At 74.9% G+C, this 19,682-nt stretch carries 18 protein-coding genes; 10 read left to right on the top strand and 8 right to left on the bottom strand.

The window, feature by feature from the left end; genetic code table 11:
* Positions 1 to 12: 12 nt before the first annotated feature.
* From DV701_RS07890 to DV701_RS07880, 3 genes are all read right to left on the bottom strand, one after another.
* Positions 13 to 957, bottom strand: coding sequence for a 3-oxoacyl-[acyl-carrier-protein] synthase III C-terminal domain-containing protein (locus tag DV701_RS07890; RefSeq protein ID WP_114927825.1), 945 nt, complete (start codon positions 955 to 957; stop codon positions 13 to 15).
* Between the two features lie 89 nt (positions 958 to 1,046).
* A complete protein-coding gene (locus DV701_RS07885; RefSeq protein ID WP_114927824.1) occupies positions 1,047 to 1,823 on the bottom strand; it encodes an MBL fold metallo-hydrolase in 777 nt (258 codons plus the stop codon).
* The gene (locus tag DV701_RS07880; protein ID WP_114927823.1) at positions 1,813 to 2,772 is read right to left on the bottom strand and encodes an NAD-dependent epimerase/dehydratase family protein; all 960 of its coding nucleotides are present in this window, start codon (positions 2,770 to 2,772) and stop codon (positions 1,813 to 1,815) included. The genes DV701_RS07885 and DV701_RS07880 overlap by 11 nt, the downstream gene beginning before the upstream one ends.
* A 33-nt stretch (positions 2,773 to 2,805) precedes the next feature.
* On the opposite strand from DV701_RS07880, the gene DV701_RS07875 reads away from it, so the two are divergent.
* From DV701_RS07875 to rdgB, 4 genes are all read left to right on the top strand, one after another.
* The gene (locus DV701_RS07875) at positions 2,806 to 4,026 is read left to right on the top strand and encodes a glycosyltransferase (protein ID WP_162802910.1); all 1,221 of its coding nucleotides are present in this window, start codon (positions 2,806 to 2,808) and stop codon (positions 4,024 to 4,026) included.
* A 54-nt stretch (positions 4,027 to 4,080) separates the two neighbouring features.
* Positions 4,081 to 4,833 carry an SDR family NAD(P)-dependent oxidoreductase gene (locus DV701_RS07870; protein WP_114927821.1) on the top strand — a complete coding sequence of 251 codons (753 nt, stop codon included), beginning with the start codon at positions 4,081 to 4,083 and terminating at the stop codon, positions 4,831 to 4,833.
* A 75-nt stretch (positions 4,834 to 4,908) separates the two neighbouring features.
* Positions 4,909 to 5,700: a ribonuclease PH gene (gene rph / locus DV701_RS07865; protein ID WP_114927820.1), complete on the top strand. Its 792-nt coding sequence runs from the start codon at positions 4,909 to 4,911 to the stop codon at positions 5,698 to 5,700.
* A 7-nt stretch (positions 5,701 to 5,707) separates the two neighbouring features.
* The gene (rdgB, locus tag DV701_RS07860; protein ID WP_114927819.1) at positions 5,708 to 6,355 is read left to right on the top strand and encodes an RdgB/HAM1 family non-canonical purine NTP pyrophosphatase; all 648 of its coding nucleotides are present in this window, start codon (positions 5,708 to 5,710) and stop codon (positions 6,353 to 6,355) included.
* Positions 6,356 to 6,359: 4 nt separating this feature from the next.
* Here rdgB and DV701_RS07855 read toward each other — a convergent pair whose 3' ends face one another.
* Together DV701_RS07855 and DV701_RS07850 are read right to left on the bottom strand one after the other, a co-directional pair.
* The gene (locus DV701_RS07855; protein ID WP_162802909.1) at positions 6,360 to 6,743 is read right to left on the bottom strand and encodes a hypothetical protein; all 384 of its coding nucleotides are present in this window, start codon (positions 6,741 to 6,743) and stop codon (positions 6,360 to 6,362) included.
* A 200-nt stretch (positions 6,744 to 6,943) separates the two neighbouring features.
* Positions 6,944 to 9,400, bottom strand: coding sequence for a hypothetical protein (locus DV701_RS07850; RefSeq protein WP_162802908.1), 2,457 nt, complete (start codon positions 9,398 to 9,400; stop codon positions 6,944 to 6,946).
* 218 nt (positions 9,401 to 9,618) lie between these two features.
* Between DV701_RS07850 and thrC the strand changes: the two genes are divergently transcribed.
* From thrC to DV701_RS07825, 4 genes are read left to right on the top strand one after another with little or no spacing between them, the layout of a single operon-like run.
* On the top strand, positions 9,619 to 10,689 hold the full coding sequence (thrC, locus tag DV701_RS07840) for a threonine synthase (protein ID WP_114927815.1): 1,071 nt from the start codon (positions 9,619 to 9,621) through the stop codon (positions 10,687 to 10,689).
* Positions 10,689 to 11,645: a homoserine kinase gene (locus DV701_RS07835; RefSeq protein WP_114927814.1), complete on the top strand. Its 957-nt coding sequence runs from the start codon at positions 10,689 to 10,691 to the stop codon at positions 11,643 to 11,645. Before thrC ends, DV701_RS07835 begins: the two co-directional genes overlap by 1 nt.
* 19 nt (positions 11,646 to 11,664) lie before the next feature.
* Entirely contained in the window at positions 11,665 to 12,009 is a 345-nt protein-coding gene (locus DV701_RS07830; protein ID WP_114927813.1) for a hypothetical protein, read from the top strand.
* A 20-nt stretch (positions 12,010 to 12,029) separates the two neighbouring features.
* Positions 12,030 to 12,923, top strand: a complete 894-nt coding sequence (locus tag DV701_RS07825) for a PhzF family phenazine biosynthesis protein (RefSeq protein ID WP_114927812.1) — start codon at positions 12,030 to 12,032, stop codon at positions 12,921 to 12,923.
* Between the two features lie 18 nt (positions 12,924 to 12,941).
* Here DV701_RS07825 and DV701_RS07820 read toward each other — a convergent pair whose 3' ends face one another.
* Positions 12,942 to 13,274: a hypothetical protein gene (locus tag DV701_RS07820; RefSeq protein WP_114927811.1), complete on the bottom strand. Its 333-nt coding sequence runs from the start codon at positions 13,272 to 13,274 to the stop codon at positions 12,942 to 12,944.
* Positions 13,275 to 13,756: 482 nt separating this feature from the next.
* Here DV701_RS07820 and DV701_RS18215 point away from each other — a divergent pair, with 482 nt between their 5' ends.
* Positions 13,757 to 13,948, top strand: a complete 192-nt coding sequence (locus tag DV701_RS18215; protein ID WP_162802907.1) for a hypothetical protein — start codon at positions 13,757 to 13,759, stop codon at positions 13,946 to 13,948.
* 5 nt (positions 13,949 to 13,953) lie between these two features.
* Positions 13,954 to 14,136, top strand: coding sequence for a PIN domain-containing protein (locus tag DV701_RS19360; protein ID WP_407669366.1), 183 nt, complete (start codon positions 13,954 to 13,956; stop codon positions 14,134 to 14,136).
* A 170-nt stretch (positions 14,137 to 14,306) separates the two neighbouring features.
* Here the strand turns inward: DV701_RS19360 and DV701_RS07810 are convergent, their stop codons facing one another.
* Both DV701_RS07810 and DV701_RS07805 read right to left on the bottom strand, forming a co-directional pair.
* On the bottom strand, positions 14,307 to 15,614 hold the full coding sequence (locus DV701_RS07810; protein ID WP_114927809.1) for a TIGR02679 family protein: 1,308 nt from the start codon (positions 15,612 to 15,614) through the stop codon (positions 14,307 to 14,309).
* A complete protein-coding gene (locus DV701_RS07805) occupies positions 15,615 to 19,679 on the bottom strand; it encodes a TIGR02680 family protein (protein WP_114927808.1) in 4,065 nt (1,354 codons plus the stop codon). It abuts the gene before it with no gap.
* Positions 19,680 to 19,682: the final 3 nt, after the last annotated feature.

Below are 19,682 nucleotides of genomic sequence, written 5' to 3'. Positions count from 1 at the left end.
CGACGGTCGGGGTCACAGCCGCAGCGCCAGCGCGTTCGCGGTGAGACCGGCCGCCGTGCCGCAGAGCACGACGACGTCGCCCCTCCCCACGCGACCTGAGCCGAGACAGTCCGCGAGCACGTAGGGCACCGAGGCGGAGACCATGTTGCCGAGCTCGTCCACCCGGTCCGCGTAGCGCTCCGTCGGGATGCCGATGCGGCGCATCATCAGGCCGAGGGCACGGCTGGCCTGGTGCGGGACGAAGAGGTCGACGTCCTCCCGGCCCAGGCCCGCGTGCTGCTCCAGCCGGTCGAAGAACTCCGCGAAGAACTCGGGCAGCACGCCCACCATGCTGTGCAGCGCGCGGCGCCCGTCCATGTCGAAGAGGTGGTCCCCCGGTGCGTGCAGCGGGTAGTCGCGCGCCGGGAGCAGCGAGCCGCCGCCCCGGATCTCGGTGTCGTGGGCGTGCTCGGCCCAGGTCCGCTGCAGGCTGGTGAGCACGCCGCGGCCCGCGTCCTCGGTGCGGGTCAGCACCACGGCCGCGGCGGCGTCGGAGAAGAGCTCGCGGCTCTCGGCCTGCTCGGCGTTGAGGAAGCGCGAGCCGACGTCGCCGGAGACGACGAGGACGCGCTCGTACTCCCCGTCGGCCAGGTAGCGGGAGGCGACGTCCACCGCCGTGACGAAGCTCGTGCACGTGGAGTTGACGTCGAACGCGGCGACCCTGGACCGGGGCGCGAGCCGCTCCCAGAGGAGGGCGGCCGTGCACGGGATGGGTTGCAGGTCCGCGGCGACGGCGCCGATCACGCAGTCGACGTCGCCAGCCTCCAGCCCGGCCCGGTCGAGCGCGCCGCGCGCCGCGCGCTCGAGCATGTCCAGCTGGGTGACGCCGTCGGTCACCCGGTAGCGGGTCTGGTCGCCGAAGGTGACCACCCGCTCGGCCAGGTAGCTGCCCCATCCCGCGATCTCGCAGTTGCGCACCAGGTCCCCTGCCGGTCGGTCCCCGCGGACGACCCGTGTCGCCCGCCGGGCCGCAGCATACGCCGGGGCGGGCGCGAGGAGACCACGCGTCAGTGCAGCAGGTCGACGCCGGTCGGGTGCTCGTCGTGGGCGAAGAGCAGCCGCAGCCCGCCGCGCTCGGCCTCGAGGAGGAGGCGGCTGGTGGCCAGGTGGGCCGCGTCGTCGTGGGTGATCCATCGGGGCAGCCGCCGCAGCCGCTGCGCCGCGGGGAGCAGGTCGCGTCCCCACGCGGCGTCGCCGGCGAGCAGGGCCGTGCCCTCGACGAGCGCCCCGAGGTGGCCGCGCGCGTGACCGGGGAGGTCGACGAGCAGGTAGCGGCCGTCGCCGAAGAGGTCGTGGGTGGCCAGCCCCCACGGGCCCGGCGTGAAGCTGTCGATGACGACGGCGCGGTCCCGCACCGCGTCGTCGAACCACCCCGGCAGGAGCCCGCGCAGGAGGCCGTCCCGCAGCCGCGGCGACCGCACGGTCTCCAGCTGCCCGCGGTGGAGCACCAGCGTCGCGTCGGGGAAGTGGCGCAGACCCCCGACGTGGTCGGGGTGCAGGTGGGAGAGCACCACGTGGGTGACGCTCGAGGGGTCGACCTGCTCGGCCACGTCCTGCCCTGCCGGCAGCTCGGGAGGCAGCAGCCGCCGGTAGAGGCGCCCGGTCAGCCCGGTGTCCCACGGCTGCGGGGCGTAGCCGGTGTCGAAGAGCACCACGTGGTCCCCGTCGCGGTAGCAGAACACCGTGGACGGGAAGCGTCGGCGCCCGCGGGGGTGGCCCGCCACGAGGCCCGCCATCTCGTGGTGGGTGTGCCCGCACACGTGGGCGTGCAGCTCACCGGGCATAGGAGGCCAGGCTCTCGTCCAGGCTGACCAGCGGGCGGTAGCCGAGCTGCTCGCGCGCCCGGCTGATGTCGAGCGTCTGGGAGAAGGCGACGGTGCTGAGGGTGTAGCGCATGAGCGGCGGCTCGGGGTGGCCGGGGAGCGCGCCGCAGACGCCCTCCATGAGCCCGGCGAGGGCGTACAGCGGTCGGGTCGGCAGCCGGCGGTAGCGGGGCGTGCGGCCGAGGAGGGCGAACAGCTGGTCGATCAGGCTCCGGAAGGGCCGGGGGTCGTCGTTGGTGATGTTGTAGACGCCGCCGGCCACGCCGGGGGTCTCGGCCGCCAGCCGGGCGGCGGTCGCGACGTTCTGCACCGAGGTGAGGTCGACCAGGGCGCGCCCGCCGTCGAGGAGCGGGATCCCGATGCGTTCGTGCACCTCCAGCAGCCGGGGGACGAGGCTGGGGTCGCCCGCGCCGATGATGCCGCGCGGGCGCAGGACGACCACCTCCGGGCCACCCTGCCGCTCCTGCTCGCGCCGGAGCAGCGCCTCGGCGGCGATCTTGGAGCGGATGTAGCCGGTGAGCCGGTTCTCCGGGTCGACCTGGTCCTCGGTGATGCCGATCGCGTGGCGCGGGGCGGCATAGATGCTGGGCGAGGAGATGTGCACCACCCGGTGGACGCCGTTGCGACGGGCGTGGTCGAGGACCCGGGCGGTCCCGGTCACGTTGGCGTGCTCCAGGTCCGGCCACCGCGCCCACGGCGTCGACAGCGCCGCGCAGTGCACGACGACGTCGGCCGGCGCGTCGGCCCCGGCCAGCGCGTCCAGGTCGCCGACGAGGGTCGGTCCGCCCGTGGGGAGGGCGGCGGCGTTGCGTCCGTTGCTGATCACCCGGTAGCCGTGGGCTCGCAGCTCGGCGACGACGTGCCCGCCGAGGAAGCCGCTCGCCCCGGTGACAAGTGCCGTCGTCGTCATCCGGGCATCCTACGGACGGGTAGGTTCGGGTCCGTGCGCGTGGCCCTGGTGACCGACTACTACCTGCCGACCCTCGGCGGGGTCCAGACGGCGGTCGGGGCGCTGCGCGAGGGGCTGGAGCGGGGCGGGCACGAGGTGACCGTGTGCTGCCCCCGTGACCGTGACCGTGACCACGAGCCGGAGCCCGGCGTCGTGGGACTCCCCGTCTCACCGGTCTTCCGCCCGGACGGCTATCCCTTCGCGTGGTCGCCGCGCCGGGTGCGCCGGGTGCTCCGCGAGGAGCTCGCCGCCCGCCGCGTCGAGGTGGTGCACACCCACTCCGAGATGTTCGCAGCCCTCTCGGGCGTCCGGGTCGCGCGCGAGCTCGGGCTGCCGGTCGTGCACACGATGCACGGGCGGATCGACGTCTACACCGACAAGGTGCTGCCGGTCCCGGCGCTCTCCACCGCGCTGCTCGCCTGGCTGCACCACCGGCAGGTGCCGCACTCCGACGTGCGCGTGGCCGCCACGCCCTGGACGCAGAGCAGGGTGGCGCGGCGGATGTGGCGGCTGATGGCCGCCCAGGCCAAGGCCAGCGACCACGTCGTCGTCCCCTCGGCCCACTTCGCCGCCAAGCTGGCCCGCGTGGGTGTGCGGACGCCCACCACGGTCGTCTCCAACGGCGTCGCCGTGGGAGTGATGGAGCAGGAGGACGGGCCGACGCTGCGCACGCTGGGGCCGCAGGACGAGCTGCGGGCGCTCTGGGTGGGCCGGCTCTCCCCGGAGAAGCGGCCCGAGGTGTTCGTCGACGCGGTCCGCCGGACCGGCCACGGGGTGCTCGGGACCGTGCTCGGAGACGGCGTGTCCCGCAGGGACGTGGCTCGGGCCGCGGCCGGTGCCCCGGTCCGCCTCGAGGGCTCGGTGCCGCAGTCGCAGGTGCTCGCCCGGATGCGGGAGAGCCACGTCCTGGTGAGCTCGTCGGTGGACTTCGACAACCAGCCGATGGTCATCCTCGAGGCGGTCGCCTCGGGGCTGCCGGTCCTGCATGCGGACCCCGACCTCGCCGAGGTGGTGCCCGACGGGGGCGGGTTCGCGGCGGACACGCCCGACGCGGCCGGGCTCGCGGCCGTGCTGGGACGCCTGCGCCGCGAGCCGGACCTGGTCCGGCGCGCCAGCGCCGCGATGCTCGCCGCGCGCGGCGCAGCAGCGGTCCCGGTGGCGGCGATGGAGCAGGTCTACCGCGGCGTGGTCGCGGCGCACGGCGGTCAGAGGTAACTACATTCCGTAGTAGAATGGGTGGTTCACCGAGGAAGAGGAAGGACCACGACCATGGGAGACTTCGACAGCAGGACAGCCCTGGTGACCGGCGCGGGTTCGGGCATCGGCGCGGCCTGCGCCAAGGACCTGGCGGCGCTGGGCGCCTCGGTGCTCGTCACCGACATCGACGAGGCGGCGGCGCAGCGCGTCGCCGACGAGATCGTGGCGGCGGGCGGCACCGCGTCCGCGCTGCGGCAGGACACCTCGGTCCCCGAGCAGAACGAGGAGGCCGTGCGGGTCGCGGTCGAGCGCTACGGGGCCCTGCACCTGGCGGTCAACAACGCCGGCGTCGGCGCCGGTCCGGACCCGGCCGGCGAGCTCGACCTGGCGGACTGGAAGCAGGTCATCGACATCAACCTCAACGGCGTGCTCTACGGGATGCGTTACCAGCTGCCCGCGATCGAGGAAGCCGGCGGCGGCGCGATCGTCAACATGGCCTCGATCCACGGGACGGTGGCCACGGGCCTGGGCGCCTCCGCCTACACCGCCGCCAAGCACGGCGTCGTCGGCCTCACCAAGCAGGCGGGCGTCGACTACGGCCAGCGTGGCGTGCGCGTCAACGCGGTCGGCCCGGCCTACATCGACACCCCGCTGCTGGCGCAGATCCCCGACGAGGTGCGCGAGGCCCTGGTCGCCAAGCACCCGGTCGGTCGCCTGGGCCGCTCCGAGGAGGTCGCCGCCCTCGTCAGCTTCCTGCTCTCGGACCGGGCCTCCTTCATCACCGGCGGCTACTACCTGGTCGACGGCGGATACACCGCGGTATGAGGTGAGCCCCGCCCCGCCCGGCACCCGCCGGGCGGGGCGACGAGGCCGGCGGCTGCCACCGCATACCCTGGTGCCATGACCCGTCACGACGGTCGGGACACCGACCAGCTCCGCGAGATCCGCATCACCCGCAACTGGCTCGACCACGCCGAGGGCAGCGTCCTCGTCGAGTTCGGGCGCACCCGCGTGCTGTGCGCCGCCTCCTTCACCGCCGGTGTGCCGCGCTGGCGCAAGGGCAGCGGCAAGGGGTGGACGACCGCGGAGTACGCCATGCTCCCGCGCGCCACCCACACCCGCTCCGACCGCGAGTCGGTCAGGGGCCGGATCGGCGGGCGCACCCACGAGATCAGCCGCCTCATCGGACGGTCGCTGCGCGCGGTCGTCGACCTCGACGCGCTGGGGGAGAACACCATCCAGCTCGACTGCGACGTCCTCCAGGCCGACGGCGGGACGCGCACCGCGGCCATCACCGGGGCCTACGTCGCGCTCGTCGACGCGGTCGAGACCGCCCGCGCCCAGGGGCTGATCAAGGCCGACGCCGAGCCGATCGTCGGCACCGTGTGCGCGGTGAGCGTGGGGATCGTCGCCGGCGAGCCGCTGCTGGACCTCGACTACGAGGAGGACTCGACCGCCGAGACCGACATGAACGTCGTGATGACCGGCGACGGCCGCTTCGTGGAGGTCCAGGGGACCGCCGAGGGGGTGCCCTTCGACCGCGAGCTGCTGGACGCGATGCTCGACGCCGCCGCCGAGGGCTGCGCGGAGCTCACCGCCCGCCAGGCGGCCGCGTTCGGGGGCGACGACATCGGCGGCTCCGACGCGGAGGAGGCCGGCGCGGACGTGGACCAGGGCCCGCCGACGTGGTGAGGCGCCGGTGAGCGGTCGCCGGCTGGTGCTGGCCACCCGCAACGACCACAAGGTCGTCGAGCTGCGCCAGGTCCTCGCCTCCGTCCTGGGGCGCACGGGCCTCGGGCTCGTCGGGCTCGACGCCTTCGAGGGGCTGGAGGACGTCGTCGAGTCCGGCGTCACCTTCGCCGACAACGCCCTCCTCAAGGCGAGGTATGCAGCAGCCGCCACCGGGCTGCCGGCGCTCGCCGACGACTCGGGGCTGGCCGTCGACGTCCTCGGCGGGGCGCCCGGCGTGTTCTCGGCGCGCTGGGCCGGGCCGCTCGCCGGGGCGGCCGGCCTGGACAAGGACGAGGCCAACAACCGGCTGCTGCTCGCCCAGCTCGCCGACGTGCCCGACGAGCACCGGGCCGCCGCCTTCGTGTGCGCGGCCGCGCTCGTGCTGCCCGGTGACGAGCCCGGCACGACGGGCGCCGAGGTCGTGCGCGAGGGCCGGTGCCGCGGCGTCGTGGGCCGCGAGCCCCGGGGGACCAACGGCTTCGGCTACGACCCGCTGCTAGTGCGCCCGGACGGGCGCACGCTGGCCGAGCACTCCGCGGAGGAGAAGAACGCGGTCTCCCACCGGGGCGAGGCGTTCCGGGCGCTGGCTCAGGACGTCGAGGCGCTGCTCGGCTGAAGGCTCAGCCGACCACGTCGATCCGGAACCCGGCCTCGCCGTCGGTCGCCTCGAGCTCGCCCTCGGCGGGCAGGTCCACGGCGTCGCACCCGGTGACGCCGCCCCCGACCTCGTCCGGCCACCGGCAGACGCCGTACTCCCCGGGCGGCACCGCGACCCGGAAGCCGCCCGCGTCGTCGATCGGGACCACCGTGCCCCCCAGCTCGGCGACCTGCGCCTCGCTCAGCGGGAACGCCAGGTAGGACCAACCCCTCGGGTCGTCGACCCGCTCCTGCCCCGTGAGGCCCCAGAAACGGTCGTCCATGGCCTCGACCGGGATCACCGCCAGCCCGCCGCCCCCGAGGGCCGGGTCGCCGGGCTGGCCCGCCACGTCGGACGTGCCGGACATGTGCCCGACCAGTCCTCCCGACACGACCGGTCCGGTCGAACCGGACGGACCGGCCGGGCCTGTCGAACCGGACGGCTCGGCCGGGCCTGTCGAACCGGACGGCTCGGCCGGGCCGACCGTGTGCGTGCCGCAGGCCGCCGGAAGACCCGCCGCGAGAGTCAGGGCGACAGTCACCAGGCACCGGCGGCCGGCGGACGAGCTCATCGGAAGACCAGGTCGAACTCGTGCACAGACATGTCGTCGAGGACCACCCGGAAGGTGCGCGTGGTCCCGGCCCACTCCCTCGGCGTGGCGGCGTTGACGTGCCACGTGGCGCCGCTGCGCACCAGGTCGTAGGTGGCACCGCCGTCCGTGAAGGAGCCGGACACCACCGTCGTGTCACTCACGTCGGTGCCGGTGACGGTCCACTTGATCGGTATGGTCCGGCCGGCGTTGACGCTGCCGTCCGGGGACACGGGCGGCTCGAAGCCTCCGAAGACGTAGTCCGACGGCGGCTCGGCCGCCGCCACGCGCTGCACCGTGACCGTGACGCTGGCGCTGGCCGTGGCGCCGCCGGAGTCGGTCACGGTCGCCGTGATCGTGTGGGTGCCCTCGCTCAGCAGGTCGTCGCGCTGCACCAACGAGGCGCCGGTCCCGAGCCGGCCATCGAGGTCCGAGCTCCAGACGACCGAGGCGCCCAGCTGACCGTCCTCGGCGTCGACCGCGGTCGCGGCGAGCTGGATCATCTGTGCCCCGGTCGCCACGAATCCGTCGGCAGGCCTGTCGACCGCCACCGTCGGCGCGAGGTTCGGCAGGGCGAACGCCGGCGAGGTGTGCGTCGTGCTGCGCAGACCGTCGCTCGCGATGACCCTGATCCGCGCCGCGCTGCTCCCGGGCAGGGACCACCTGGCGACGGACATCGAGGTGCCCCTCAGGTCGATGCCGATCGGGCTCCACGTCTGGCCGTCGTCCGGGCTGTAGAGCACGGTGTGACGAAGCTCGTCCTGGTCCGCGTCCGACGACGACCAGGTGATGGTGAGCCGGTCGGCGGTGCCGGACTGCGGCGCCGGGACAGACACCTCCGGCGCGCTGGTGGAGACGGTGCGGTCGGCCAGCGTCGTACCGCCCGCGAGCAGCTCGACCCGTGCGGCCCCCGCCAGCCCCTCGGGGACCACGACGTTGAAGATCGAGGGTGAGGCTGCGACGTCGCCGCCGGTCTCGGGCTCCCCGTGGGAGGCCACCGGGGTGAAGCGGGTCCGCCACAGCTCGCCCCCGGCGGCGTCCCGGAGGACCAGCGCGTGCGTGCCCGTCGGGTCGTCCGCGACCGGCGCGAGGTCGACCCCGAGCGCGGGCCTGAGCTCGGCGCTCTGCCCGTCCGCCGCGATGACGCCACGGATCATGTCGCCGGCCCCGGCGTCGGGGTCGTCGCTGATCGGTTCGTGGTCGTCGGTCAGCAGCTGCACGTAGTCGCGCTTGCCGATCCACCGTGCCTGCCCCGACTGGTCGGTCCCCCGGCAGTAGGACATGAGCGAGGTGTTCGTGTGTGGCGCGGACAGCAGCAGGTCCTCGTCCGAGTCGAGGTAGCGCGGGTCCACGCCCCAGATCTCGGTCTGCGGGTCACCCACAGGCCCCAGGGCAGCGACGGTCCGGGCGCCCATGCTTGTCCAGTCCGGGTAGTCCGCGGCGCTGCCGTCGGCCACCTCGTCGCACCAGCCCCTCTTCATGTCGTCGAAGATCCAGAGGATCTTCGTCCAGCCGTTCTGGGCGGCGTTCACGCTGTGGTGCAGCCCGTAGGAGTGACCGAGCTCGTGCACCACCCGGTTGCGGGCGTGTCCGCCCTCGCGCTCGCCCTCGAGGTCGGCGTCGAACCCCGAGGCCACCCGGCCCGACGACAGGCCGCCCTCGGTCCCGTCGTCGAAGTCCGGGATGACCCCGTACCAGCGTTGTTCCTGCGGGGCGTCGGCGAGCTCCTTCGCCGTCTGGAGCGTCTCGTTCATGTCGCCCAGGTCGGTCGGACGCTCGTCGACGGTGAGGTTCTGGAAGCCGATGCTGTAGTTCCCGCCGACCGGGAACTGCGCGAAGAACCGGTCGTTCTGCTCCCACAGGTCGGCATGCGTGGGCTCGACGACGGACTCGTCCTCCTCGAAGCTGATCCCGCGGTACTGCACGTCCGGTGCGAAGTCACCCCGAAGCCGACGGTCTCCGAGCACTGCGCGCTGGTGCCGCTCAGCTCCGGGTCGCAGGTGACACCGCCGGGCAGCTCCACGGCGAGCTCCAGGGAGTCCTGAAAGGTCCAGTTGAGCGGGAGCTGGAAGTTGAGGCTGTCCGCCATCGTGCTGCGATCCGCGACCGCGTCCTCGTCCACGAGCACACACCAGTGTCTCCAGGAAGACCCGCACCAGGGTCGTGCGCCCCTGGACGAGCGGCACGCTGTTGTCCCAGTCCTGGATCGCCTGGTTGACCTCGATCGCCTCCACCTGCAGGGGATCACTGAGGCACCCGGAGACGAGCGAGGTGAACTCCGCGGTCGTTCGGGCCACGGTGACGGTCCCGTCCCCGAAGACGTACGGCCCGTACGCGGCGATCGCTGCGGCGGCGGTGAAGGCGCCGTCCTCGATGGCGACGACGCCGTAGCGGTCCACGCCGCCCGCCCGGGCGTAGGACGTCGCGGACGCCATGGCGCGCGGCCCGGGCTGAGCCGGTTCAAGGTTCCCCCCTGGTGAGTGCAGATGCACAGCGAACGAGTCGACAGCGTCATCCAAGCACAGAAGGTGGTCGCCTGGTGGAGTTCCGGGAAATCTCCCTGGGGCCGTCCGCGGGAGCACCGTGTGCCCGCCCACGCGCGCCACCTCATACCCTTGTCCCGAGCACCCCCGACCCGAGAAGAAGAGGCACCATGGCGCACCAGTGGCGCGGCGTGATCGCGGAGTACGCCGACCGTCTGCCCGCGACGATCACCGAGCGCGTCGTCACGCTGCGCGAGGGCGGCACGCCGCTGATCCCCGCCGAGCACCTCTCCGGGCTCACCGGCGCGCAGGTGCACGTCAAGTACGAGGGCCTCAACCCGACCGGCTCCTTCAAGGACCGCGGGATGACCGCGGCGATCTCCGCGGCCGCGGCCAAGGGCGCCAAGGCCGTCATCTGCGCGTCGACGGGCAACACGTCCGCGAGCGCCGCGGCCTACGCGACCAAGGCCGGCATGGCGTGCGGGGTGCTCGTCCCGGAGGGCAAGATCGCGATGGGCAAGCTGTCCCAGGCGGTCGCGCACGGGGCCACCCTCATCCAGGTCGACGGCAACTTCGACGACTGCCTCGACCTGGCGCGCAAGCTGGCCGAGGCCTACCCGGTGGAGCTGGTCAACTCGGTCAACCCGGCCCGCATCGAGGGGCAGAAGACCGCCTCCTTCGAGGTCGTCGACGCGCTCGGCGACGCGCCGGACATCCACTGTCTGCCGGTCGGCAACGCCGGCAACATCACCGCCTACTGGAAGGGCTACACGGAGTACGCCGCCGACGGTCCGGCCACCCGGCGCCCGCAGATGTTCGGCTTCCAGGCTGCTGGCGCGGCGCCGATCGTGCTCGGCCACCCGGTCGCCGACCCGGAGACGATCGCGACCGCGATCCGCATCGGCAACCCGGCCTCCTGGTCGCAGGCCGAGGCGGCGCGCGACGAGTCCGGCGGGCTCATCGACTCGGTCACCGACGAGGAGATCCTCGTGGCGCACCGGCTGCTCTCCGCGCGCGAGGGGATCTTCGTCGAGCCGGCCTCGGCCGCCTCGGTCGCCGGGCTGCTCAAGGCCCACGCGGCGGGACGCGTGCCGGCGGGGGCGACCGTGGTCTGCACGGTCACCGGTCACGGGCTGAAGGACCCGCAGTGGGCGCTGCGCGACGCCTCCGGGGCGGACGTGGAGCCGGTGAGGGTCAGCGTCGACGTCGTCAGCGCTGCTGCCGCGCTCGGCCTGGAGTGATGCCGCCCCTGCAGCCGGGGCTGCGGGTGCGGATCACCGTGCCCGCCAGCACCGCCAACCTCGGTCCCGGGTTCGACGCCGTCGGGCTCGCGCTGGGGATGCTCGACGGGTATGACGTGGAGGTGCTCCCCGAGCCGGGTCACCTGGAGGTGGCCCTCGAGGGGGAGGGTGCCCGCCGCCTGCCGCGGGACGGCTCGCACCTGGTGGCCCGCCGTCTGCGGGACGCGCTGGGGGCGTGCGGCATCGGCTGGCTCGAGGGCTACGGGCTGCGGCTGACCTGTCGCAACACGATCCCGATGTCGGCGGGCCTGGGCTCGTCGGCGACCGCGATCGTGGCGGGACTCGGGCTCGGCTTCGCGCTGGCGCGAGGGGGCGACCTGACCGAGGCCGACCTGGGCCTGGTGAACACGCACGCCGGGATCGCCGAGGGACACCCGGACAACTCCTCGGCGTCCGTCTTCGGCGGTCTGACCGTGTCGTGGATGCCCTCGCTGCTGGTGGTGCGCACGGCGCGGCCGGTCCTGCACCCGGACGTCGTCCCCGTCGTGCTCGTCCCGGTGGACCAGCGGCTGGACACCGCGACGGCGCGCGCCGTGCTCGGCCCGCAGGTGGCCCGCGCCGAGGCGGTGCAGCAGGCGGGCCGCGCGGCGCTCCTAGTCCACGCGCTCACCGCCGAGCCGGCGCTCCTGCTCGACGCCACGCAGGACTGGCTGCACCAGGAGCAGCGACGACCCGCCTACCCGGTGACGATGGGCGCGGTCGACACACTGCGCGGGCTGGGCCACGCCGCAGTCGTCTCCGGCGCCGGCCCGACCGTGCTCTGCCTGACGACCACCGAGCTCGCCGGGGCCGTCGTCGGCGAGGCGCGCACGTGGGGCCGGGGCTGGCGGGTTCTCACCCCTGGGGTGCCGGACGTGGGCCTGCAGGTCCTGGGCTCGGGGGGCGCCCGCGGCTGAGGGGTGCCAGGATGGTGCCGTGACCTCCTCGACGCGGATGGTGGCCCTGGGCTTCGGCACGTTCGCCCGTGCCGACCGGATCTACGCCCTCGAGCGGATCAGCGGCGACGAGCGTGGCGAACGGAGCCGCACGAGGGTGTGGGTCGAGGGGGTGGCCGAGCCCCTGGTCGCCTCCCGCACCGAGGCCACGATCCTGCGCGACATGGGGCAGGGCGCCGCGGTCGCCGCACCGGAGCTGGACGAGGCGCTGGACCTGGCCCAGCGGCTCGCGACCGCGGCCGAGGCCGGGCGGGTGGACCTCAGCGACCTCGGACGACGGGCCCGGCGTCTGCTGGCCTCGACCACCCGGACCGCCAAGGACTGAGGGCCCCGCAGAATGAGGGCATGACCGCGACCGATCCGCACGCGCCCAGAGCCTTCCGCCAGGTCGACGTCTTCGGGGGCGGGTCCGGTCTCTCGGGCAACCCGCTGGCGGTCGTCCACGACGCGCAGGGCCTGGGCGAGGAGACCCTCGCCGCGTTCGCCCGCTGGACCAACCTGTCCGAGACGACCTTCCTGCTGCCGCCGACCCACCCGGACGCGGACTACCGGGTGCGGATCTTCACGACCGCCGGCGAGCTGCCCTTCGCCGGTCACCCCACGCTCGGCTCCGCGCACGCCTGGCTCGAGGCCGGCGGCCGGCCGAGGCACGCCGACCGCGTCGTGCAGGAGTGCGGCGCCGGGCTGGTCCCGGTGCGGTTGGCGCCGCAGCTGGCCTTCGCCGCACCGGCGCTGCTGCGCTCCGGGCCGGTCGACCGGGACCGGGCCGCTCTCGTCAGGGCCGCGTTAGGCCTCGGCCAGGAGGAGATCGTCGCGATGGAGTGGATCGACAACGGCCCCGGCTGGCTCGGCGTCGAGCTCGCCGACGCCCGGGCGGTGCTGGCGGTCGAGCCGGTCGCCGAGCACTTCGCCGCGCCCGGCACCGACGGTGACGTCCTCGGCCTGGCGCTCGGGATCGTGGGCCGGTGGCCCGACCCTGGCGCCGTCGGCAAGGACGTCGAGGTGCGTGCCTTCTTCCGCGACGGGGGCGCGGTCGTCGAGGACCCCGTCACAGGGAGCCTCAACGCCGGCATCGGACAGTGGCTGGGCGGGGCTGGTCGGCTCCCCGCGCGCTACGTCGCCGGACAGGGTTCGCGCCTGCGGCGCGACGGTCGGGTGTCCGTCGAGCTGGAGGGCGACGACGTCTGGGTCGGCGGCCGGGTCAGCACGACCATCCGCGGCGAGGCGCTGCTCGGCTGATCAGGGTGACGGCGCGAGTCAGGCTGACGGCGCGAGCGAGGGGAGCAGCCCATACCACTCCTCGATCGTCCCGGTCCAACCATGAGGGGTGACGGCGAAGACGTCGCCGTGCAGGGCCACGGTCAGGTGGCCGCTGCAGCGCCACGCAGGGAAGAACCGGTGCTCGTCGGCGGTGCTGACGTCTCTGCCGTCGCGGCGGACCACCGTGACACGACATCCGTCCATCGCGCACCACCGTCCGCCCTCGAACGTGCGCTCTGGTGCGAGGTCGCAGGCGATCTCCCGCAGCTGGTCGCTCAGGTCGGCCATCCCGTGGCCCGCGGCCGTCTCGCCAGACCCGCGGTAGGGCACAGGCGTCGCGATCGTGCGTACTCACGCGCCTGCTGGGGATCGCGGCCGACAAGCGCGATGTGGGTCATGCCGGCCTCCGTGATCCGACGAGGAGACCACGATGGGCTACAGCACGCACTACTTGGGGGCGTTCCGGATCGACCCACCGCTCAACCCCGAGGAGACGGCCTGGCTGCGGTCCTTCCGGCGCTCCCACCGGCCGCTGTTCACCGATCCGCACGAGGTGCCGATGAATCCTGGCGTAGTCCCGACGGACCACCCCCTCGTCACCCTGTGGGCAGCGGTGCTGCCTTCTCTGGTGCAGAGCGGGGCGGGCCGTCCACGTGCGATTGGGAGCCGTCCGTCGACGGTCGACAGCTGCTGTGGGACGGGCGGTTGTTCCTGCTCGCCGCAGCCGACAACCACATCGACGAGGTGGTCCTCGAGGAGCAGGCGTGGGCCGACGGCGTGCTCGGGTCGGGGCAGCCTCCGCAGGGTGAGGGATGAGCGGGATCACGCTGGACGCCGGGCCGCTGATCCAGCTCGACCGGGGCGACCGCAGGGTCATCCTGCTGCTCGCGCGCGCCGAGAGCGTCGGCGCGCGGGTCGTGATCCCCCGGCGTCTGCGCTGGCGCAGGCCGTCCGAGACACCGCCCGACAGGCCAGGCTGGCGAGGTTGCTCCGCCAGCCACTGACCGAGGTGGTCCCGTTGGACCGGGTCGAGGCCACGAGGATCGGGCGCCTCCTGGCGCACCGCCGTACCCGTGACATAGCGGACGCCCACGTCGTGGTCTGTGCCCGTCGCTCAGGGACTGCCGTCGTCACCACCGACCCCGACGACCTGCGTGCGCTCGACCCGGACCTCCGGCTGCATGCGCGCTGACCCTCGCCCATGTCAGACATCTGTGTCAGGCATCCGCAGGGCCGGAGCCCCGGCATTGCCTGACACGGCTGCCCGACACAGGCCTGTCGACCGGACCCGCCCTGTGCACCCCCGACCACCTGATCTCTCAGCTGGCCGGGGGCGCGTGAGGACAAGCGAGCGTGGTGGCGCTACGTGAGCTCGACCAGTGCCTCGGTCAGAGCCGGGAGCGCCGCCTCCTCGTGCACCGCGAGGCCGCGCCGGGCCATGGCGGGCGCGAGCTCGGGGTCCCAGGACGCCTCGACGCGGGTGCCGTGCAGCGGCAGCCGGGCGGGCAGGGCGAGGTAGTCGTCAGCCGACATCCGCCACGGCCGGGCGCCGAAGCGTCGGACCACGTCCCGCGCCATCGCGAGCCCGGCCCAGTCGAAGTCGCCGTGGTAGCGCAGCAGCGCGCCGGCGTCCCGCAGCCTGGCCAGCACCTCGAGGGTCACCAGCGCGGGGCGGCCGCTGGTGCAGACCAGCCCGACCCCGGACGGCCCGGACGCGGCGGCCGACTCGACCACCCGCGGGTTCTCGCAGACCAGGACGCTCTGCCCGGGGGCGAGGGCCAACCCCTCGTCGACGTCGCGCCAGGTGAGGTGCAGGACCGCACGCGCCTCGGCATACGCCCCGACCCGCTGCGCCAGCGGCCCCTCGCCGGAGGGCAGCAGACCGAGCGTCAGGCAGGTGGAGGAGATCCGGTCGGTCAGGACACCCACCGACTCCCACTCCTCCCGCGCAGAGCGGGGCTCCTCACCAGCCCCAGCCCCAGCCCCGTCCCCGGCCCCGTCCCCGTCCCTGGCCGTCCCGACATCCTCGCGCAGGAGCCGGGCCGCGCGCAGCACCACGGCGCCCAGCCGGCGGTCGTCGTCGAGGGCGTGGGCGTCCCCGAGCAGCCGGGCCGCCAGCTCGGTGCGGGCGACGGGCGGGGCGGCGATGGCACCGGCGCCGCCACGGCCCAGGTGGTCCCGCTGGTGCCACAGCACCGCCAGCGCGTCCCCGACCAGGGCCGCCGGGTCGGCGTCGCGACCGAGCACCCCGTCCCGGCGCAGCGCGGCCAGCCAGTCGTCGAGCCGGTCGTCGAGGCCGGCGTCGGCGGCACCGGGATGGGCATCGCGCCAGGCGGCGAAGACGGCATACGGCTCCTCCTGCCGGGCCGCCCGCGCCGCCCGGGCGGCAGGACGGTCCGCGAGCGGACGCCCGAGCACGGCGCTGGCCGCCGCGACGAGGTCGGTGCCTGCCCGCTCGCGCAGGCGCCGGTCCACGGCCGCCAGGTCCACCCGGACCCGCCCGGTCAGCACGCTGCGGCCCAGCAGGTCGGACAGGGCGCGCTGCTCCTCACGATCCAGGTCGGGCACGGTGACCAGCCCGCGGGCCTCCAGGCCCTCCCGCTCCAGCCGCTCGGCGAGGAGCGCCCAGGTGCGGGACAGGGCCGGCGCGGCCCACCAGGTGCTGCTCACTCAGTGCGCTCCGACGGCGGTGAGCTGCTGCCCGTCCCAGCGGTGCTCGAACTGGGCGATGCCCCGCTGCGCCGGGCTGCGCAGCGCCTCGTAGATGGCCAGCGAGGGCACGCTCGCGTGCGTCCCCCACAGCCGTTCGCTGGTCATGACGAAGTCCAGGTCGAGGTCGACGAGCAGCCCGAACAGCCGCGGGTGGGTGCGGGCGTCGATCTTGGGGAAGGCGTCGTCGAGCAGCACGAAGCGCGGCGCGTGCGGCGCGGCCCCGGCCAGCGAGGTGAAGTGCGCGGCGGCCGCGGCGAACAGCGGCAGGTAGCACAGCACCTTCTGCTCGCCCTGGGACAGGGCGCTCTTGCGGTGCAGGTCGCGCCACTGCTGCACCTCGGGGCGGAGGTACTGGACGGTGAAGGCGAACCACTGCCGGTAGTCCAGCGCCCGCTCCAGGTGCTCGGCGTAGGAGTCCTCGGGGGCCTCCGAGCGGGACAGGTCGATGAGCCGGTGCAGAGCCTCGCGCAGCTCGGTCCGCTCGTCCGGGAGAAGCGCTCCGAGGGGCTGGCCGAGCAGCTCGACGGCGCGGCGCGCATCGGTGGGGATGTCCTCGCGCAGCCGCCAGCGCAGCCGGACCCGGATGCCCTGGGAGGTGGTGACGGTGGTGAGCTGGTCGTTCATCGCCGCCACCAGCTCCTCGGCCTGGCGGCGGACGCCCCGCAGCGCGTCGCCGAGCTGGCTGAGCACATGGGTCTCGAAGAGGTCCCGTTCGCGCTCGGTGAGCAGCTCCCGGTCGGTGGCCACCCGGGTCGAGAGCACCTCCGCGAGCCGGGCGACCGGCTGGTCGCCGGCGCTGTCGTCGCGGGCCACCGCGGCGAACACGTCGCCAGGACCGGTCTGCACCAGGCGCGGCTCGTGCGTGGACGCCGGCCCGCTCTGCAGCGCGGTCATCGCCTGCAGCACCTCGTTGCTGGTGCGGTGGCCGGAGCCGCTGCGCCCGACGAGCTCCTTGACCTCGTCCCGGTCCGCCGGTGGGCGGTCGGGGTCGGCGCCCACGTCGGCCGACGCGACCAGACCGGGTATGGCGTGCAGCGCCCGGAGCGCCTCGAAGGCCTCCTCCCGGCGCGGCTCGGCGTCGGCGAGCGCCGCCCGCTCGCCGTCCAGCCGCCCCTCGACGGTGCCCTGCGCGGTGAGCAGGGCGTCCCGTGACCTCGCCTGCGCGGCCTGCTCCGCGGCGGCGGCCTCCTCGGCGCGGCGCAGCTCGGTGATCCGGCGCTCCAGGTCGGCGATCTCGGCCCCGGCCGCAGCCGCGAGCTCCTCGTGCTCGGCGTGCACGGGCTGCCAGGCGGCCCCCGCCCGCTCGTGCGCGGACCGCCGCGCGTCGAGCTGCTCGGCGTCCTCCCGGGCCCGCTCGGCACGCTCTCGCCAGGTCGCCAGCTCGCCGGTCAGCGCCGCGGCCGCCCGTTCGAGGCCCGACAGCGCCTCCTCGGCGGACCGCGCCAGCTCGCGGCGGGCGTCGAGCTCCTGCGCGGTGACGGGCAGGTCGTGCCGCTGCGCCAGCGCGACCAGCTCGGTATGCCGTGCCGCTGCCCGCTCCCGTGCCTCCCGGGCGCGGTCCAGGGCGGCACGCAGCTCGGTCTCGGCGCGCTCCAGGTGCTCCCGGTCAGACTCCTCGCGGGCCCACGCGGCGAGCACCCGGTCGTGGCGGGGGCGGGCCGCGAGCCAGGCCTGCAGGGCGGCCAGCAGGTCGCGGGCAGCCTGTGCGGCGGCCGCCGCCGCGTCCCGCCCGGTCTCCTGCTCGGCGATGAGCGCGTCCAGCTCGGCGGCGCGCCGGGCCCGCTCAGCGGCGCGGGCGCTGGCCCCGATGAACTGCGCGGTGTCCTTGCTGGTGCGGCCGTGCGCCGGTCCGACGACCCAGGCGCCCACGGTCGAGACGGCCACCGGCACCCCCTGCGCCGACGCGCCGTCGTCGAGCAGGCCGACGCGGCGCAGCACCCGGACGACCACCTCCGGGGCGACCAGGTCCGACGCGTCCGGGTCGGGCGCGAGGACGGCGCCCAGGCCGTCCCGGTCCTCGCCCGCACCGGTGCGGGCGGCGGCCGTGAGCACGACGTCCTGCCGGTCACCGTCGAGCAGCGCACCCCCCGGGGTGACCCACGCGTCGAGCAGGCCGGCGCCCTCGAGTGCCGCCTCCAGACGCGCGCGGTCGGAGGCGGGCACGTCCTCGCGGAAGTCGACCAGCCGCCACAGCGGCGCCCCGGGCAGCTCGTCGCGCGCGTCCCGGCGCCAGGGCGGGGGAGCGGGCGCCGGGTCGACCTCCCGGTCGACGGCGGCGCGGCGCTCCCGCAGGTCCGCCAGCAGGGTCCGGGCAGCTGACTCCTGCTGCTCGGCCGCCGCCAGGCTGCGCCCGACCTCGGCCTGCCGCGGGGCCGCGGCCGCGGCGACGAAGGACTCCAGGCCCGCCAGCCCGTCACGGCTCAGCTCGGGCAGCTCCAGCGGCACGGCCACAGGGTCGGAGCGCCACGAGCCCAGCGCCTCCGACAGCTCGGTCTCGGCCGCGCGCACCGCGCGCTCCGCCTCCGTGACGAGCGCGCGCGCCGCCTCCGTGCGCGACTGCACCGCCTCCGCGGACTCCTCCGCGCGGCGCGCGTCGGCCTGGGCGGCCTCGCCGGCGCGCCGGGCCTCCTCGACGACCTGGACGGCGGCCTTCACCTGGCCGACGAGCGTGCGCACCTGCGCCGCCCAGCCGGTGTGCGTCTCGCCGGCGGCCGCGAGCTGGTCCTGCGTGGTCGCCAGGTCCGCCGGCGCGGCCCAGACCGGCGCGGAGCTCAGGACCGCCGCCGTTGGGGCCGGCCCCGGGCGGGCGCCGGCGCGCGAGGCCGCCCCGGCTGCCTCGCCGGTCGCCCGATGCAGCGCCTGGGTCCGCCGGTGGACGGCGGTGCACCCCGCGTCCGCATGGTCGCCGCTGCGCACGGCCCTGCCCGCCGCCTGGTCGACGTCCGTGGACGCCCGCTCCAGGGCCGACCCGAGGTCGGCGGCCCGCCGGCCAAGCTCGACCAGGCGGTCGCGGGACCGCGCCTCGGGGCCGGACTCCAGGGCGGCGCGGCGCGCCTGGGACCCGGCGCGCTCCTGCTCGGCCGCGGCGATGGCCTCGGTCGCCGAGGTCAGCCGCTGCGCGACCTCCTCCAGCTCGCGCTCGCTCCCGCGCACCCGGCGCCGCGCGCCGGTGACGGCGCTCGCCGCGTCGAGGGCCGCCTGTCCCCGGTCGGCGATGACCGACCGGGCATAACCGGCATACGTCTGCACGAAGTCCGTCAGCGCGAGGGCGGCGCGTTCGCGCCGGTCGAGGTCCTCGCCGAAGGCCTCCAGCTCGTCGAAGGTCGCGCCGGCGTCGCTGACCGTGCCGGAGTCGAGCACCGGAAGCGCGTTGACCAGCTGCTCGGCCAGCCGGCGCGGGTCGATGTCCTCGCCGACCTGGGGCTGGCGCAGCCAGTAGATGAGCCGCAGGAGGGAGTCGTACTGCTCCGGTGGCAGCCCGAAGAGGATCTGCCCGACGTGCTCGCGGTAGCGCCGCGCGCTGTCGAAGACCTGCCCGAGCTCGTCGTCCTCGAGCGCGGCGGCCAGCGCGGACTGGCCCAGCGGCCCTGCCGAGTCGTCCAGCGCCAGGTCCTCACCCACCCGCCTGGAGGAGGTGAAGAACCACGAGCTGGCCCGCTTGGCCGAGGCGGTCGCCCGCATCCCCACCCCGCAGGTGAGCGTCTGCGGCTCGCCGTCCTCCCCGGTCCGGGCGAACTCCAGCCAGACGTAGCCGGTGCGCGCCTGCCCCTCGTAGCCGTCCAGCAGCAGCCACACCAGGCTGGTGTGGTGCCGGCCCGAGGCGGTGAGCCGGGAGGCGTCCCCGTCGATGACGAAGGGCAGCAGCATCTCCAGCGTCTTGGACTTGCCGGCGCCGTTGGTCCCGCGCAGCAGCAGTCGTCCGTCGGCAAAGTCGAAGACCTGCTCGTCGTACTGCCAGACGTTGAGGACCCCCGCCCGGTTCATCCGGTAGCGGTCCTGCCCGCTCGTCGCGGTCGTCGTCATGCC

The organism is Ornithinimicrobium avium (genome assembly GCF_003351765.1).
GTDB lineage: Bacteria > Actinomycetota > Actinomycetes > Actinomycetales > Dermatophilaceae > Ornithinicoccus > Ornithinicoccus avius.
This window is presented reverse-complemented; position numbering and strand designations above follow the sequence as displayed.